Origin of the sequence: Plastoroseomonas arctica (assembly GCF_018128965.1) — a bacterium.
GTDB classification, from domain to species: Bacteria; Pseudomonadota; Alphaproteobacteria; order Acetobacterales; family Acetobacteraceae; genus Plastoroseomonas; species Plastoroseomonas arctica.
Window position 1 is genome coordinate 114,178 of record NZ_JAAEDH010000009.1, and the last position, 19,148, is coordinate 133,325.

The following is a 19,148-nucleotide window of genomic DNA, read 5'->3' on the forward strand; positions in this document are numbered from 1 at the left end:
ATGGCCCAGCGCGCTGCCCCCCGGCCGCTTGCCTCTGCTTCCCTGCGCAACACCCCACAGACTGGTCCCGTCGCAGCATCGCGCGGCTGGCTGCTGCGCACGACCGCTTTGTTGCCGGTGGCGTTGGCAAGCTTCGCCGCCCAGGCGCAGGCGCCGACCGGCGGGCAGGTGGTGGCCGGGCAGGCCGGCATCGCGCAGTCCGGCACCCGCACCACCATCACGCAGAGCACCGACCGCGCCGCGATCAACTGGCAGGGGTTCTCGGTGGGTGCGGGGAATACGGTGCAGTTCCAGCAGCCGGGGGCCGGCAGCTGGACGCTGAACCGCGTCGTCGGGCCCGATCCCTCCGTCATCGCCGGGCGGATCACTGCCAATGGTGGCGTGGCCCTGGTCAACCAGTCGGGCATCGTGTTCGCGCGCGGGGCGCAGGTCGATGTCGGGTCGCTGATCGCGACGGCGCCGGGCATCACCAACGAAAATTTCATGGCCGGGCGCATGCGCTTCGACCAGCCGGCGAACCCGGGCGCGCAGGTGCGCAACGATGGCCGCATCACCGTCATGGATCGCGGGATCGCGGTGCTCGCAGGGCCGCGCGTCACCAATACCGGCGAGATCCGCGCCCGGCTGGGGCGCGTCGTGCTCGCGGGGGCTGAGGCCTTCACGCTCGACCTCGCGGGCGACGGGCTGATCAGCATCGACATCACCCAGGCGGTGCGCGGCGGTGGTGCGGGTGTCGTCACCAATGAGGGCCTGATCGAGGCCAATGGCGGCTCCGTGCTGCTGACCGCCGCGGCGGCTGGCGATCTGGTCGAGGGGTTGGTACGCAACACCGGCACCATCCGCGCCAATACCGAGGCCGGGCAGGCCGGCCAGGTGGCGCTGCGTGGTACCGGCGGCGGCGTGGATGTGACCGGGCGGATCGAGGCCACGGGTGCGGCCGGCCAGCGAGGCGGCGCCATCGCGGCGCAGTCCAATGAGGCGGTGCGCGTCGCCAACGGCGCCGTGGTCGATGCCTCGGGCGGGGCTGGCGGCGGCACCGTGCTGGTGGGGACCACGGGTGTGGGGCGCAACCAGACCATGGCGCGCAGCACCACGGTGGAACGGGGTGCCGTCATCCGGGCCGACGCAACCGTGCTCGGCCAGGGCGGCACCATCGCGATCAATTCCACCGAGGCGACGCTGGTCGAGGGCACGCTTTCGGCCCGCGGCGGCGCGCAGGGCGGCAATGGCGGCTTCGTCGAGATCTCCGGCCAGGGGGTCCTGACGATCAACCAGGCGCCGGTCGACGTGACGGCGACGAACGGGGCCATGGGCTCCATCCTGCTCGACCCGCAGCGCATCAGGATCACCAATGCGGCCGCCGGCGGCTCCGACACGGTCGCGCCGGGCGCCCCGGCGGCCGGCGGCACGGTCAGCGCGGTGACCGCGCCCGACACCGGCGCGGTGCTGGTGCGCACGGCCGACATCGCGGCGGTGACGGGCAACCTGATCCTCGAAGCCACGCTCGGCATCACGGTCGAGGCGGCGGTGACCAAGCTCGCCGGTGACCTGACGCTGAACACGCTGGCCGCGGCCGGGACCGCCGGGCTGACGGGGATCGAGATCGGCGCGGGCATTTCGCTCACCGCCGGCAGCTTCGCGGCCAATACGGCGGGCGCCTTCACCATCGCGGCCTCGGGCGTGGCGCTCAATGGCGGCTTCGTCAGCACCGGCGGCAGCGTCGCTGCGGGCGGCAGCGCGTCGGTGACGGCGACCGGCGCGGCAAGCTTCGGCGGCGGGCTCTCGGGCGCGACCAGCGTCACGGTCACGGCGGGGTCGATCACCCAGACGGCCGGCAGCATCACGGCCAATGCGGGCGGCGGCGCGGTCAACCTCAACAGCGCCGGCGCCATCGCGCAATCCGGCGGCGGTTCCATCGCGGCCGGCACGCTGACCGTGCGCGGGACGGCGGGCGGCACGACCTCAGCTGGCACCCTCAACCTCAACCGCACCACCAACGCCATCGCCACGCTCAACGCCCTGACCGCCGGCGCCCTGAACGTGGCGAGCGGCGGCCCCACCCTCACCGTCGCGCAGGCGGTCAGCATTAGCTCCGGCCTCGTGAGCATCACCGCCAACAGCGGCACCAGCCTCAGCATCGGCGGCGCGGTCGGCGGGACGGCCGCGGTCACGCTCGCCGGCGACGCCGTCGCGGTCGGCGCCAACATCTCCGGCCAGGCCATCACCCTGACCGCAGCCAGCGGCGCCATCACCCAGACGCTTGGCGCGATCAGCGCGAGCGGCGGGGCGGCCAGCCTCACCTTGCAGGCCAGCGGCACCATCAGCCAGTCGGGCGGGACCATCACGACCGGCGCGCTGAGCGCGCTGGGTGCGACGGGCGGGGCCAGCAACGCCACCTCCATCGCGCTCGGGCAGACCGGCAACGCCATCACCGGCATCACCGTCCTGCAGGCGACCGGTGCGGTCTCCGTCAACGCCGGCGCCGGCGCCGTCTCCTTGGCCGATGCCAGTTCCAGCACCTCCATCGCGCTCACCGCGACCGGCACGGCGACGCTGACCGGCACCATCGCGGCACCCAGCGTCACCATCACCGCCGGGGCCATCACGCAGAGCGGCGGCAGCATCACGGCGAATACCGGGGCGGCCACGCTCGCGCTGAACTCCGACGGCGCCATCGCCCAATCCGGCACCAGCAGCATCGCCGCCGGCACGCTCACCGTGCGCGGCACCGCGGGTGCGGCGACCTCGGCCAGCAGCCTCGACCTCAACCGCAGCACCAACGCAATCGGCACGCTGAACGCGCTCACCGCGGGCACGCTGAACGTCGCCAGCGGCGGGGCGACGCTCACCATCAACCGTGCGATCAGCAGCACCTCGGGCGCGGTCAGCGTGCTGGGCAATTCCGGCACCGACCTCGTGGTCGCGAGCGCGGGCGGCGGCGTCTCCGGCACCGCAAACGTGACGCTGCGCGGCGATTCGATCACCCTCGATGCGGGCGTCACCGGCGGCAGCGGTGCCATCGTGGGCCTCGAACTGCGCAGTGGTGGTGTTCTGACTGGTTCGGGCGTGGTCAGCGCCGCGGGCACCGGCACCGTGCGGATCGGCGCGGACACCGCCTCCTCCGCGCTGCGCATCAGCGGCACGGGCACGGCAGGCACGGTGTCGCTCTCGGCCACGACCCTGAACCTGGTCAGTGCGGGTACCCTCGCGCTTGGGGTGGACGCTGCGGGCACCACCACCGCCGGCAACGTCACCATCGCAACGGCGCTGAACACCGCCGGCAGCACCGCGCTGTCGATCCGCGGCAGCGGCACCGTCAGCATCGGCGATGACCTGACGGCGAATGGGGTCAGCGTCACCTCCATCGGCAGCACGGTGGGGCAGAGCACGGGCACCATCGCGGGCGGCGCCGGTGGCGTCGCCATCGCCGGCAACGGCACCGTCACGCTCGACGGCATCATCACCGGCCAGGTGATCGCCCTCACCTCGACCACCGCCAACATCACCCAGACAGGCGGCGCGATCACGGCAAGCGGCGGCGCGGCTAGCCTCACCCTCGCCGCTGCCGGCACGATCAGCCAGTCCGGCGGCACCATGGCGGCCGGAAGCTTGACCGCGGTCGGCGCCGGCGGCACTGGCACGGCGGCGGGCAGCATCAACCTCAACCGCACCGGCAACGCTTTCGCCACCGTCGCCGAGGCGCGTTCGGGCGCGGCGCTCACCATCCACACCGGCAGCGGCGCGGCGTCCATCGCCACGGTGAATGCGGTGGGCGACGTGACGCTCACCGGCACCGGCGCGACCACGCTCACGGGAGCGATCTCGGGCGCCAACATCGCGATCAGCGCGACGACCTCCATCACCCAGACCGGCGGCAGCGTGAATGCCGGCGCCGGCGACGTCGCGCTGCTCAGCAACGGCACCATCAGCCAGTCGGGCGGGACCATTACGACCGGCGGGCTGACCATCGCCGGCAGTTCCAACACGCGCTCGGGCGTGGTCACGCTCAACCAGGCCACCAACGCGATCGCGGGCATCACCGACGCGCGCAGCACCGGCGCGATGACCATCAATGGCGGCGCCGGCGCGATGTCGGTCGGCGTGGCGAACGCGACGGGCCTGCTGACGCTCGCGACCGGCACCACCGCCACGCTCACCGGCGCCATCGCCGGCAATGGCGTCAGCATCAGCGCAGCCGGCGCCATCAGCCAGACCGGCGGCAGCGTCGACAGCAATGGCGGCGCACTGACGCTTCGCTCCGACGGCACCATCGGGCAGACCGGCGGCAGCATGGCCGGCGCCACGCTCACCCTGGGCGGCATCACGCCCGGCACCCGCTCGGGCGCGGTCACCCTCGGCCGCTCGGCCAACGCCATCGACGCCGTCACGGATGCGCGCAGCACCGGCGCGATGACCATCCACACCGGGTCCAGCACCCTCGCCGTCACCAATGCCGACGCGACCGGGCTGCTGACGCTCACCAGTTCGGGCAATGCATCGCTCGCCGGCACGCTCGCCGGCAACGGCGTTACCATCACCGCCGACAACATCACCCAGACCGCCGGCTCGATCGCCGGTGGCGCCGGCACCGTCACGCTGCAGAGCAACGGCGCCGTGACCCAGAACGGCGGCACCATCTCCGGTGCCGCGCTCAGCGTGGCGGGCAGCGCCGGCGGCACCACGGCGGCCACCTCGGTCAACATCAACCAGGCCGGCAACACCTTCACGTCCATCGGCAGCGCGCGCGCGAGCGGGTCGCTGACGATCCGCTCCGACGCCGCGACCCTCGCGGTCGGGCTCACGGCCGGCAACGACATCACCATCCGCGGCGGCGGCGCGAGCACGGCGATCACGCTGACCGGCACGATGACCGCCACCGGCGTCGGCTCGAACAACGTGACGCTGCGCACCAACGGCACCATTGCCCAGAATGCCGGCGCGATCATCACGGGCGACACGCTGACCATCGGCGGCGCCAGCGTCACCAACGCCACGAGTGCGACGCTGACCGAGGCGAATGTCGTGGGCTCGGTGAGCGCCAACGTCTCCGGCGCGCTTGCCTTCACCACGACGCAGGCCTTCAACACCGGCGGCAACACGGTCAATGCGGGATCGCTGACGCTCACCGCCTCCTCCATCACCGTCGCCATTGGCGACACGCTGTCGGTGAGCACCGGCGACCTGATCCTGGTGGGTACGACCGGGTCGGGCACCGCCATCTCGGTCGCGGGCACGCTCACCGGCGTGGCGGGCCAGCGCATCGTGCTGCGCGCCGACAGCCTCGCCATCTCCAGCCTCACCGGCCTCATCACGGCCAATGGCCTGGCCGCGATCGAGGTCGGGCCGCGCACCGGGTCGCGCAACATGGTGCTCGGCGCCCCGCTCGCGGGCACGCTGAGCCTCGATACCGGGACGCTCGCCGCGCTGATCGCCGCGGCCCCCGGCCGCCTGCAATTCGGCGAGACGGTGATCGGCGGGTCGACCGTGCGCGGCACCGACGTGACCGCGGCCGCTGGCGGCAATGGCGTTCAGGTGGCGGCCGGGACCACCCGGCTCGTCGTGGTGACCGATGGCGACATCGCCGTCGACGCGCCGTTCACGGTGTCCGCGCTCGGCGCCGGCTCGGTCGAGCTGCGCGCTACGGGCAGCATCGCCGGCGCCGGCACCATCGTCACCGGCACCGGTGGCCTCGTCATCCGCGGCGCCGACGGCACCACCAACAGCAGCGCCGGTACGGTCAACCTGACGCAGGTCGGCAACCAGGTGCAGCGGCTCGACGCGCGCAGCAGCGCGGCGATCTTCGTGGCCAACCAAGCCACCAACATCATCATCCGCCAGGCGCGCGGCACCAGCGTCGTCATCGATGCCGATACCCGCGTGCTGAGCGTCGAAGCTGGCGGCACCGGCGGGCTCGGCATCACGGCAACCACCGGCAATGCGGCTCTCCGCGCCACATCCATCACGCTCAACAACGATGTCGCCGCGGGCAATGGCCAGACGCTCACGGTGCAGATCGCGGGCGGCGGGACCCTGACCGGCGCCGGCGTGCTGAGCGCGAGCGGCGGCACCGTCGAGATCGGCCCCAGCAGTGCGACGACCATCGCGGCAAGTGCCACCGGCGTCGCCGCCGCGGTGCTGAACAATGCGGTGGCGACCACGGTGCGGCTCGGCCGCAGCACCTTCAACGGCGGGGCCACCGTCACCGCCACGACGACCACGATCGACAGCGCCGTGACGCGGACCGGCAGCGGGACGCTGGCGGTGATCGGCGGCGCCATCACGCTCAATGCGGGTCTCTCCGCCGGCTCGCTTGCACTCACCAGCACCAGCGGGGCGCTGGTGCTCGGCACCACCACCCTCATCGCCAGCACCCCTGGCACCGGGCGCGTCACGCTCGACGCCGCGACCGCGATCAGCCAGACCGGCGGCGGCATCAGCGCGGCCGAGTTCACGGCCATCGCGCGCGGCGGCGCCATCTCGCTCACCGCCGGCAGCAACGCGATCGGCAGCGTGGTCGGCGGCGTCACCGTGGGCACCAATGCGAATGGCTTTGCCGACACCACGCGCGGGCTGTTCGCCACCGCCAATATCGGCCTCGCCAGCACGATGGGCCTCACGGTCGCCGGCGGCATCGAGTCGCGCGGCGGCAACATCACTCTCGCCGCGGCGAGCATCGACCAGCAGGCGCGGATCTTCGCCTCGGACCTTGCCACGCTCACCGCGACCGGCGTGGGCGGCCTCGCGGTCAACGGCGCGCTGCTGGCCAATACGCTGACGCTCGCCAGCGGCGGCGCGGTCACCCAGAATGCGTCGGGCAGCATCGGGCCGAGCAGCGCCGGCAGCACCGCGCTCGTCATCCAGGGCACCGGCGGGCCCGGCTCCTCGGCCGGAGGCGCGGTGACGCTGACGCAGGCCAACGCCATCGGCAGCCTCACCGCCGCGGCCACCGGTGCGCTCGCCGTGACATCCAGCAACGGCGCCGGCCTGGTGGTCGGCGGCGCATCCGGCGCCGGGGTGAGCCTCGCCGCCGCCAGCCTGTCGCTCACGAGCGCGGTCAATGCCGGCGCCGGCACGGCGAGCCTCACCGCCACAACGGGCGGCATCACCCAGACCAGCGCCGGTCGGATCACGGCCGCCGCGTTGACCGTCTCGGCCGCCGGCAGCGTTGTTCTCGACGCCGGCGATGCCGGGCGCGCCACGCCCACGCTGTGGAACCAGGTCGGCACGCTCGGCGCCGTTACCGTCACCGGCGCGGGGAACGACTTCACCTTCCACACGACGCCCGCCCTGACGCTGACGAATGCGATTGGCGTTGCGGGCGCGGTGCTGATCGCGAGCAACGGCACGCTGAGCCAGACGGCGGGCGCGATCACCGGCGCCTCTCTCGCACTCGCCGCCAACGGGACGGTGACGCTCGCCGGCACGATCAACACCGGCAGCGGCCAGACCACCATCACCTCCGCGACCGGCGCGGTCACCCAGACCGGCGGTGGCATCACGGCGGGCAATCTCGCGGCCCAGGGCACCACGCTGGACTTCGCGGCCGGCACCAATGCGCTGAGCGGCACGCTGGCGCTGCGGGCAACCACCGGCGCGATCAACATCGATCAATCGGGCAGCGTGACGCTCGGCAGCATCAATGCCGCGACCGTTACCGGCACCGCGACGATCGGCGGGCTTTCCGCCGGCGGCGCGATCACGGTCTCGGCCGCCGGCTTGACCAGCGTGAGCAGCCCGATCACCGCGGGCGGCGCTCTGGTGCTGCGCACCGACGCCCTCGCGCTTGGTGCCGGCGTGGCGGTGAGCGGCTCCTCCATTGCGGTCGGCCCGCGCACGGCCGGCCAGGCGATCGAGATCGGCAGCGCGGATACCGGCACCACGCTCGGCTTCGACGCGACCACGCTCGCGCGGCTGACTGCGCCGGGCGTTGCCTTGACGATCGGCGAGACGCTGATCGGGGCACGCGTGACCGCGGGCGATGTCACCATCAACGCGGCGCTGACCACATCGGGCAGCCTGACCGTGCTGTCCAACGGCAATATCAGCCTGCCCGGCGCGGTTTCGGCGTCGATCGCGGTGTTTTCGGCGACCGGCAGCGTGATCCAGCCGGACAATGCCGCCGGCGTCGGTGGCACCTACAGCGCCTCGACCAGCCTGACCACGAGCACTGGCACGATCGTGAACGCAGGGGGCGCCATCGACCTGCGTGCGCCGGCCAACACCCTCAACCTCTTCGCCGCGCAGACGACCAGCGGCGATCTGCGGGTCGCGACGACCGGCACGCTGAGCGTCACGTCGGCTGGCAGCCGGCCGGTTCCTGGTGGCGGCGTGACGAACGTGAATGGCGCGAGCGCCGCCGGCGATGTGTTTCTGCAAGCGTCCTCCATCACCAGCGACGCGGCGATTGCCGCGCAGGCCGGCGGCACCATCACGCTGCGGGCCGACACGATGGCGCTCGGCGCCGCGATAACCGCGACCGGTGGCACCGTGGCACTCGAGACACTGACCCTGGGCGGCGCGCCGCGCCCGATCACCCTCGGCGCCGAGGTCGCGAACACGCTCTCGCTCACCCAGGCCGAGCTGAACCAGGTCACCACCGGTACGCTGGTCATCGGCCGCTTCAACGGCACCGAAGCGAGTGCCATCACGGTCAACGCCGCCGGCATCGCGGTGCCCGGCACGGTCGGCAGCCTGCGCCTGATCGGGGCGAGCCTCACGCTCGACGGCAACCTCACCGCCACCGGCAAGGCGATCGATGCGCGCATCGCCGGGCTCACCAGCAGCGGGGGCGGCATCATCGGCGCCTCCAGCTTCACGCTGCGCGGCCTGGCCGGCGGCACCAGCGATGGCGGCGCGGTCAATGTCGGCGGGTCGAACCTGATCACCACGCTCGACATCAGCAGCGCCGGCGCGGTGTCGCTCGCGCTCAATGCCAATGGCGGCACCGTCGCGGTGACGCAGCTGCGCGGCTCAAGCGTCAACGTCGCGGTGACCAACGGCAATCTCAGCGTGAACGGCGCCTCGGCTTCGACCAGCGGGGCGTTCAGCCTGACTGGCGCGACCAGCCTCACCACCAGCGCTACGATCACCGCGGCCAACGGGCTGACCCTGTCTGGCGGCACCGTGACGATCGGCGCGGCGGTGACGGCGACCGCAGGTGCCGCCTCGCTCACCGCGACCTCCGGCGCGCTGACCTTGAACAGCACGATCACCACGCTGGGCGGCGGCGCGAGCTTCGCCGGCGCAGGCGGGACCCTGGTGAACGCCGCGGTCTCGGTCACCGGCGGCAACGCGGGCTTCTCGGGCGCCGGTCTCACCTCGATCGGTGCTGGCACCATCACCGCGAGCGGCAACGTCACGCTCACCAACACCGGCACCGTGACGGTCGGCGGCGACATCAACGCCACGGGCGGCGGCGTCTCTATCACCGGCGCGACCGTGTTCGACAACACCGCGCCGATAACGGGCCAGACCGGCGTCACCATCTCGGCCGGGACGGTCACGACCGAGCGCCTGATCACCGCGACCACCGGTGCCGTCTCGCTGACCAGCACGGCCGGGCTTCTCTCGGTCCAGGGCGGCGTCACCACGCTGTCGGGAGGGGCCAGCTTCGCCGGCGCCGGCGGCACCAGCGTGACCAGCGCAATCTCGGTCACCAATGGCGGGGCGAGCTTCTCGGGAGCGGGCTTCACCTCTGGCGCGGCGGGCACGATCACCGTCGCGGGCGGCAACGTCACCTTCACCAACACCGGCACCGTGACCATCGGTGGCGCGGTGACCAATTCGACCGGCTCGGTCTCCATCACCGGGGCGACCAGCGTCTCCAGCACGGCGGCCATCTCCGCCAGCACCGGGCTGACGCTCACGGCCGGCAGCCTGCTCATCGGTGGCGACCTGTCGGTGACCGGCACCGGGACCGCCGCGCTGACGTCGACCACCGGCGCGATCACCCTGAATGCCGGCCTGACCACGACCAATGGCGGCGCGACCATCGGCTCGGCCGGGCTCACGACCGTGAACGCGCCGATCAGCGTCACCGGCGGCGGGCTGGGCTTCACGGGCGTGGGCCTGACCGCCAACGCCACGCTGAGCGTCTCCGGCGGCAATCTCACCATCGCCAACACCGGCGCGGTCGATATCCTCGCCACTGTCGGCAACACCTCCGGCAGCGTCTCCATAACCGGCGCGACGACGCTCACCACCACCGCCAACATCACCGGCCAGACCGGCCTCACGCTGAGCGCCGGCAGCCTGCTCATTGGTGGTGCCCTGTCGGTGACCGGCCCCGGCAACGCGGCGCTGACGGCGACCACCGGCAGCATCACACTTAATGCCGGGCTGACGGTCGCCAATGGCGGCGCGACCTTCGCCTCGACGACCGCCACCACGGTCAACGGCGCGGTGAGCATCACCGGCGGCGGCCTGGGCTTCACCGGCGTGGGCTTCACCTCGACCAGCGCCGGCAGCCTGACCGTCGCGGGCGGCAATCTCACCATCGCCAATACCGGCACCGTCGGGATCGCCGGTACGGTCAGCGACACCACCGGCAGCGTCTCCGTCACCGGTGCGACCACGCTGACCACCACGGCCGGCATCGCCGGTCAGACGGGCCTCACGCTGAGCGCCGGCAGCCTGCTGATCGGCGGCGCGCTGTCGGTGACGGGTGCGGGCAACGCATCGCTGACGGCGACCGTCAGCACCATCACGCTCAATGCCGGGCTCACCGTCGCGAATGGCTCGGCGAGCTTCACCTCGGCCGCCGCCACCACGGTGAACGGGGCGGTGAACGTCACCAGTGGCGGGCTGGGCTTCACCGGCGCCGGCTTCACCTCGACTGGCGCGGGCACGCTCACCGTCGCCGGCGGCAATTTCACCATCGCCAATACCGGGACGGTCGCCGTCGGCGGAACGGTGGTCGACAGCACCGGCAGCGTCTCCGTCACCGGCGCCACCGCACTCACGACCACGGCGACCATCACCGGCCAGACCGGCGTCACGCTGACGGCCGGCTCGGTCACCACCGGCGCCACCGTCACCGCCACCACCGGCGCGGCCGCGCTCACCAGCACCGCGGGCGACCTTACGCTGAACGCCGGCGTCACCACGCTGGCCGGCGGGGCAACCTTCGCGTCCGGCGCCGGCGCGACTTTCGTCAACGGCCCGGTCTCCGTCACCGGGGGCAATGCCGGCTTCACTGGCACCGGCTTCACCTCCACCGCGCCTGGCACCATCACGGTCGCCAATGGCGACCTCACCATCGCCAATTCCGGCACGGTGACGATCGGCGGCGCGCTGCTGACCACGACCGGCAGCATCGCCATCAACGGCGCCACTATCCTGAACGTGAACGCGACGATCAACGCCGCCAGCGGGCTGACGCTCTCGGCCGGCACGATGACCATCAACAGCGCGATCTCGCTGAAAAGCGGCCCGCTCGGGCTGATCACCACGGTCGGCGACCTCACGATCAATGCCTCGGTCACCACGCTGAACGGCAGCGCGACACTGAGCTCGGCCGGCGCCACCCTGGTCAATGCGCCGATCAGCATCACCGGCGGCGCACTCGCCATCAGCGGCGTGGGCTTCACCTCGACGGCAGCCGGCACGCTCACGGTGACGACGACCAACGCGCTCACCATCGCCAATACCGGCACCGTCACCATCGGCGGCGCAATCAGCGACGCGGGTGGCGCGGTCTCGATCACGGGTGCCGCGACGCTCGCGACCACGGCCGCCATCACCGGCCAGACCGGCGTCACGCTGTCGGCCGGCGGCGTGACACTCGGTGCGGCGGTCACGGCAAATACCGGCAATGTCGGCATCACCGGCACCGCGGGCGCGATCACGGCCAATGCCGCGGTCACCGCCACGGCCGGCAATGTGACGCTCGACGCCAGCAGGGCGATCGTGCTGAACGGCGCCATCACCTCGCTCGCCGGGGGCACCATCACGCTCAACGCCGGTGCTGCCGCCGGCACCGCGGCCGACAGCATCACCCAGACCGCGGCCGGCATTCTCGGCGGGACCGGCGGCGGCACGACGAACCTGCTCCTCGCCGGACGCAGCCTCGATGCCGGCGTCACCCTCACCGCGGCCAACCGCATCGCCACGCTCGACGCCCAGGCGCGCGGCGCGCTCGCGGTCACCAGCACCGGTGCGCTCGGCGTGACGCGCGCGAATTCCAGCGGCGGCGGCGCGGGCACCAGCAGCGTGGCCCTCACGGCGGCGAGCCTCAGCCTGGCCGGCACGGTCAACGCCACCACGCTCGGCGCCGTCACGCTCAACGCGCTGTCGGGCAGCATCACCCAGCTCGCGACCGGCATCGTCACCGGCGCGTCGCTGTCGGGAGCGGCCACAGGCGGCGTCGCGCTCAATACTGCGAACAACGTCGTCAGCAGCACCGGCGCCTTCACGCTCGGCGCTGATTTCGCCCTGCTCAGCACCGTGGGCCTCACCGTGACGAGCCCGCTCAGCACCCCCGGCAATGCCATCGTGCTGACCGCGGCCAGCCTCGCGATCCAGGGGGCGCTCACCGCCGGCACCGTCACGCTCAGCGCGACCGCCGGCGGCATCACGCAGGGCAATGCCGGGATCATCACGACGCCGAGCCTGGTCGCGAATGCCACCGCCGGAGTCAGCCTCAATGCCGGCGACGCGGCGGCGAGCCAGACCACGGCCTGGAACCAGGTGACGACGCTCGCCTCCGGCAGCGGCGGCAGCGGTGGCTTCACGCTGCGCAACAGCCGCGACCTCAGCGTTGCCGGCACCGTCACGGTCGGCTCTGGCCAGGTGCTGCGCCTCGACGTCACGGGCACGCCGGTGTTCGAGGCGACCAGCGTGCTCGGCGCGCCCGCGGGCACCATCATCGTCGCGGCGAGCGGCCCGGTCGATCTCCGCGGCGCGATGACCGCGGGCCTCACCACGCTCACCAGCGCGACCGGCCCGGTCACCCAGACCACAGGCACGATCACCGGCGGGCTCGCGGTGCAGGCCAATGGCGCGATCGACATCCAGAACCCGGGCAACGCGATCACCAACCTCTCGGCCAATGCGATCGGCGGGCGCGTGGATATCCTCTCCGGCACCGCGATGACGGTGGTGAGCAGCGCCAACGTCGCCCTGCATGGCGGCGCCACCACCACAATCGCCGGCGTCAGCGGCACGACCGCCTTCCTCACCGGTCCGGGGCTGACGCTGAACGCGGCGGTGACCGCGACCGCCGGCGACGTCCAGCTGCGCGCCGATGCCATGGCCATCGCCGCCGGGGTGAACGCCACGGCGGGCGAGGTGCGGATCGAGCAGCTGACGCTCGGCGCCACGCCGCGCGGCATTTCGCTCGGCGTCGAGGATCCGAATGCGCTGTCGCTCACGACGTCGGAGCTCGCGGCGATCAATACGCCGACGCTGATCCTCGGCCGCAGCACCGGCGCAGGTGCGGCGGCCATCGCAGGCCAGATCACCATCTCGGGCGCCACCTCGGTGCCGGGCAGCGTCACCACCACGCTCCGCCTGCTCGGCAGCGGCATCGCGGTCAACGGGACGCTGAGCGCGACCGGCACCGCCGTGACCGAGCTGCGCGCGCTGACGCAGTCCATCACCTCGACCACGGGCGGCGTCTCCGGCCAGACGCTGATCGCGACCGCCCCGTTCGGCTCGGTCACGCTGAGCGCGCTCAATGATTTCGCCAATGTCACCGGCAGCAGCAATGCCGGGGGCAGCTTCACCTACCGCGACGCGAACGGCTTCCAGATCATCGCACCGGGCATCAGCGCGGCGGCCGTGAGCCTCACGGCCGAGACCGGCACCATCACCCAGGCCGCCGGCGCGCCGATCATCGCCGGCAGCCTGTTCGCGCTGGCCCGCACCGGCTCGGCCCTGCTCGATGGCGGCAGCGCGGCCTCGGGCGGCCCGGACCTCAACCAGGTCGGCAGCCTGGCCGGCGGCGGGGCCGCGGCGGGGGGCGTCTTTCGGCTGCGCAATGCCGCGGGCTTCACCATCAGCGGCACGCTCGACAACGGGGCCGGCGGCGCGCTCGGCACCGCGCAGCTCTTCGCGCCGAGCGGGGCCATCGTGCAGACGGGCGGCCTGATCCGCGCCAATCGCCTGGAGGTGACGCTTCCCGGCGGCGGCGCGAGCTTCGGCGCGGTCAATGCCATTGCGAGCCTCGGCACCAGCACCATCGCCGGCGACCTCGTCCTGGTGAATGCCGGCAGCCTTGCGCTCACGGGCCCGGTCGATGTCGGCTCCGCCGCGGGTGGGCCGGCCTCGGCCACGTCGCTGATCCTGGGCAGCGGCAGCCTCACGCAGGGCGCCGGCGCGCGGCTGCGCACGGACGTGCTCCTGGCCTCGGCACCCGGCGGCGACGTGCTGCTGACCGCCGGCGGGTCCAACAGCATCAACGATCTCTCGCAGATCGGCATCCTGGCGGGCGTCACCGCCGGCGGCACGGTGAACATCCGCCTTGGCCTGCCCACCCTGGTGGTCGGGCTGGTGGGCGCGGGCAGCACGACGGGGACACCCTCCGGCGCGGTGACGTTGGAAGCGCCCGGCATCACCATCGGCCAGCCTGGCCAGGGCGGCACGCTGATCCGCGGCGGCACCGTGGTGCTGCGCACCCAGCCGGGTTTCGACGGCCCGGCGTTGGCCGGGACCGGCAGCATCATCCAGCAGGGCGGCGCGGTGGAGGCGAACAACCTCTCCCTCTCCGCGCCCTCGGGCAACATCGTGCTGGACCGGGCGGAGAACCGCTTCACCGCGCTCGCGGCGGGCACCTCGTCGGACGGCAGCGTGAGCGCCAACAGCCTTGTCGCCGGCGGTACCATCGACATCACCGAGGGCGGCGCCGGCTTCACGGTGCAGTCGGGCATCGCGAGTGGCGGTGCCACCCGCCTGACCACCGGCAACGCGCTGACCTTCAACGTGGCGACCGCGCTATCGGCGCCGATCTCGCTCACCGCCGGCGGCCTGCTCACCATCGCGCCGGGCGGGCAGCTCACCTCGGCCGGCACGGTCACGCTGTTCGGCGGCAGCGGCATCCTCGTCCAGGGCGGCGTCACGGCGCCCATCGTGAACGCCACGACCGGGGGGGTGTTCAGCCTCGCGGGCGGTGCCATTGCGGCCGGCCTCGCTGCGCCGGGGGTCATCGACGTGACCTCGGGCGCGTTGCAGACCAACAGCGGCAGCCTCTCGGCGCACACCATCCTGCTGCGCTCGAGCTCCACCGCCGACATCTCGGGCACCACCTTCAACGCGACCGAACTGGTCAGCGTCACTGCCGCCGGCGCGATGAACCTCAACGACCCGGTGGTGAACGCCAACGCCGCGCAGTTCCGCACGCCGGGCTTCCTGGCCCTCAGTGGCGGCAACTACACGCTCGGCCGCGTGGTGGTCTTCGCCGGTGCCGCCGGCATCTCGACCGGCGCACCCACCGTGGTGCGCAGCCGCAACGCCGGCACCTTCCCGGGCGTCGTCTACGACACCCGCCAGAGCCTCGCCGGCTATGACCCGCTGACGATCGTGCAGGCCGATATCTTCGGGGTCCCTGTCAATGACCAGCCGACCCAGGTGCGCACGCCCAATGCCGACCTGCCGGGCGATTTTGGCCCCTCGAGCAATGCGCCAGCCGGCAATGCGCAGGTCCGCCTCGACGCGCTGCAAAGCCCGGTCTTCCTGCTGCTCGACGGCGGCAGCTTCACCGCCGTCTTCAACACCGCCGGCCGGGTCGGCGTGCATGGGCGCGGCGGCGGCAGCCAGGGCACCGGCGTGCTGGTGGATCCCTTCGGGCGGCGCCTCGAGGGCCAGGCCACGGCGAGCCTCGCGGATGCGACGCGGCCGGCCACGGGGTCGGAGATCTCCCGCTTCCGGGTGAATGACTGCGTCATCTCCTCGTTCAACTGCGTGGCACCCACGCAGGTGATCGTGATCCCTGTCACCGTGCCCTCGATCCCGCCGCTGGTCTTCGGCGTCGGCGGCCGCGACCCCGACGCGGTGAGCCCGAACGTCGCCGAGGAATGGAGCGTGCGGGACGACTCCGACAAATGCCGGGACCCGCTGGCGCTGACGAGCGACCCCGAATGTCGCTGAGACACATGATGCCCGGGCGCTGGATCGCCGCGACGCTCCTGACCCTGCTCGGCGCCTGCGCCGCGCCGCCGCCCGAGGCCTATGTCGGCCGCGGCGGCACCCAGGCGGGCCAGCCCGCGGGCAATGATTCGCGCGGCGATGCCTGCACCGTGCAGACCGGCCGGCAGCCGCCGGCGGACCGCCCCGTGCGCCGCGCGCAGGAAGTCTATTGCGGCGGCTGGAGCCAGGCGGCGGCGCGCATCATCCAGCTCTCGGGCTCGACCTCAGCCGGCGATCTTGACCAGCTCGCCGCCGGCGGGTTGTGGCGCTCCTGGCTCGACCAGCGGGTGACCTGCGGCGCGCCGACCAGCACCACGGTGGGCTCGGGTGCCGCGGCGAGGCTGCTAACCTGCACGCGTCGCGCCGGAGGCTGGCCGCATATCGCCCTCGTGATAGCGGGACCCGACGGGCCGGTGGTCGCCGACGGCGTCGCGACGGCCACACCGGTGATCGAACGCCTGGCCCTGGGCCAGCAGGCGAGCGGGGCCGATGCCGGCTCGCGCTCCGCCGCCATGCAGCTTGCCGTCACGCGCCTCGCGGCGGATGCCTTCCGCACCGGCGATGTCGGCCGCTACGAGGAGCTCATGCGGCTCGGCGCCGAGCTGAACCAGACCGAGAACTTCACCGGCGCCGAGGAAGCCTATCGGGCCGCGCTGGCCGTGCAGGAACGCGTGCTGGGGCGCGACAACCCCAACATCGTGGGCGCCCTGCTCGGCCTCGCCGTGAACATCTCGAACCAGCAGCGCGCGCGCGAGGCCCAGATCCTGCTCGATCGCGCCGGCGAACTCGCGCCGCGCGCTGCGGACCGCATCGCGACGGCGCGGCACCTGCACTATTCCGGCCTGGTCGCGCTAAACCGCGGCGACGCGGCCGAGGCGATCCCGATCTTCGAGCGCGCCGAGGCGGCCTATACCCGCGAAATGCCCGCCGAGGCGCTGGCCGAAGGCGCCGGCGCCGGCGTGGTCGCCGACCCCGTCGTGCAATCGGCCATCCTGGGTCTCGCCGAGGCCAAGCGGAACCGGGCACTCGCCATGGTGCGCGCGGGTCGCTCGGGCGAGGCCGGCGCGCTGATCGCGCAGTCGCGCGGCATCCTGCGCAATGCCGGGCTGGAGGCGACGGTCACGATCGGCCGCTCGCTGCGCACCCAGGCCGATGCCGAGGCGCGCAGCGGACGCGCGGATTCCGCGGCCCGCCTGCTCGAACAGGCCGCGAACCGCTTCGCCGTCGCCGTCCCCGGCGAACGTCCCGAGGCCATCACGCTGTTCCTCGCCGGCCGCCAGCGCTTCGTCACCGGCAGGCGGGCCGAGGCGCTGTCCGCCTTCCGCGCGGGGGCCGCCATCGTCCGCGCCCGCCAGGTCGCGCTGCCGGTCGAGGCGGTGATCCCCTATCTGGACGCGCTCGACGAGGAGGCGAACTCCAACGCTGGGCAGGACCAGGCGCTGCGGGCGGAGATGTTTGCCGCCGCCCAGCTCGCCCAGCGCGGCACCACCGCGCGCTTCGTCCAGCAGGCGAGTGCGCGCGTTGGCGCGGCCGGCGGCGACCCCCGCGTGGCTGAGGCAGTGCGCGGCCTGCAGGAGGCCGACCGCGCTCTGCGCACCCTGTTCGCCGAACGCGATTCCGCTGGCGCCGGCAATGCCGATCTCGACGCCCGCATCAACGCCGCGCAGATCCGCCGCAACGAGGCGGAGGGCGAAGTCGCCGCCGCCGCCCCCGGCTACCGGCAATTGCTGCTGAGCGCCGTCGATGCCCCCGCCGTCGCGCGGGTGCTCGCGCCCGACGAGGCGCTGGTGACCATGCTGCTCGGCCCGCGCCACGGCTACGTCATGGCGATCCGCGGTGGCCGGGTGAGTGCGGTGCGCACCGCACTCGGCGAGACCGAGGCGGAGCAGCGTGTGGTGCGCCTGCGCGCCTCGATCGAGCTGAACCAGCAGGGCCAGGTGCCGGAATTCTCCATCGCCGAATCGCGCGCGCTTTATGACGCGCTGATCGCGCCGGTCGCCGCGGCGACAGATGGGGCGGCGACGCTGATCATCGCCCCCGACGGGCCGCTGCTCTCGGTGCCCTTCGGGCTGCTGCTGGCCGGCCCGGCGGAGCGCGACACGCTGGGGTCCGCCCCGTTCCTGATCCGCCGACATGCCGTGGTGCACGTGCCCAGCCCGCAGACGCTGGCCACGCTGCGCGCCGCTTCGGGCGGCTCCGCGGCACCGCTGCCCTATATCGGCTTCGGCGATTTCACCCCGCCTTCCCAGGCGCAGCTGGCGCGCAGCTTCCCCGCTGACCGCTGCGGGACCGATGCGCGCAATGCGACCGGCCTGGGGCGCCTGCCCGGGACCCGTGCCGAGGTGCTCGCCGCGCGCCAGCTCACCGGCGCGAGCCCGGATTCCGTGATCATGGGCGCGGATTTCACGCAGGCGCGGTTCCGCGCGGCCAATCTCGGGCAATACCGCATCGTCCACCTCGCGACCCACGCGCTGCTCGCCGGCGAGATCAACTGCCTGCCCGAGCCCACCATCGTGCTGACGCCGCCGGCCAACGCGGCCGATGCGAACGCGTCGTTCATGCGCGCCTCCGAGGTGATGAACATCCGCATGGACGCGGACCTCGTCATCCTCTCCGCCTGCAACACCGGCGGTGCGGCGGGTGCCGGCGGCGAGGCGCTGTCGGGCCTCGCGCGGTCGTTCTTCTACGCCGGCGCGCGCGGCCTGCTCATCACCCACTGGGCCGTCGATGACGGTGCCGCCTCGCTGATCGTGGCGGATTCCATTCGCCGCCAGAGCCAGGAGGGCGGCACCTCCGCGGCCGCGCTGCGCGGCGCGCAGATCCTGCTGCTCGACGAGGCCGGGCGGCGCCTGCCGGCCAACTTCGCCCATCCCTACTACTGGGCGCCCTTCGCGCTGATCGGCGATGGCAAGCGTGCGCCCGCCGCCGCGCCATTGCGCCGCGCGGCGGCCGACACCGCCAGCGCGCGCATTCTCTGATGCGCCTTCGCGGGGCGCATCCGCTGGCGACAGCGAAAGGAATTCGCG

Annotated in this window: 2 protein-coding genes; both read left to right on the top strand. The window is 72.9% G+C overall.

The genetic code is table 11. The annotated features are described in order from the left end of the window. Entirely contained in the window at window positions 1-16,083 is a 16,083-nt protein-coding gene (locus tag GXW79_RS09945; RefSeq protein WP_211874225.1) for a filamentous hemagglutinin N-terminal domain-containing protein, read from the top strand. Continuing rightward, window positions 16,074-19,100, top strand: coding sequence for a CHAT domain-containing protein (locus GXW79_RS09950; RefSeq protein ID WP_211874226.1), 3,027 nt, complete (start codon window positions 16,074-16,076; stop codon window positions 19,098-19,100). The genes GXW79_RS09945 and GXW79_RS09950 overlap by 10 nt, the downstream gene beginning before the upstream one ends. Window positions 19,101-19,148: the final 48 nt, after the last annotated feature.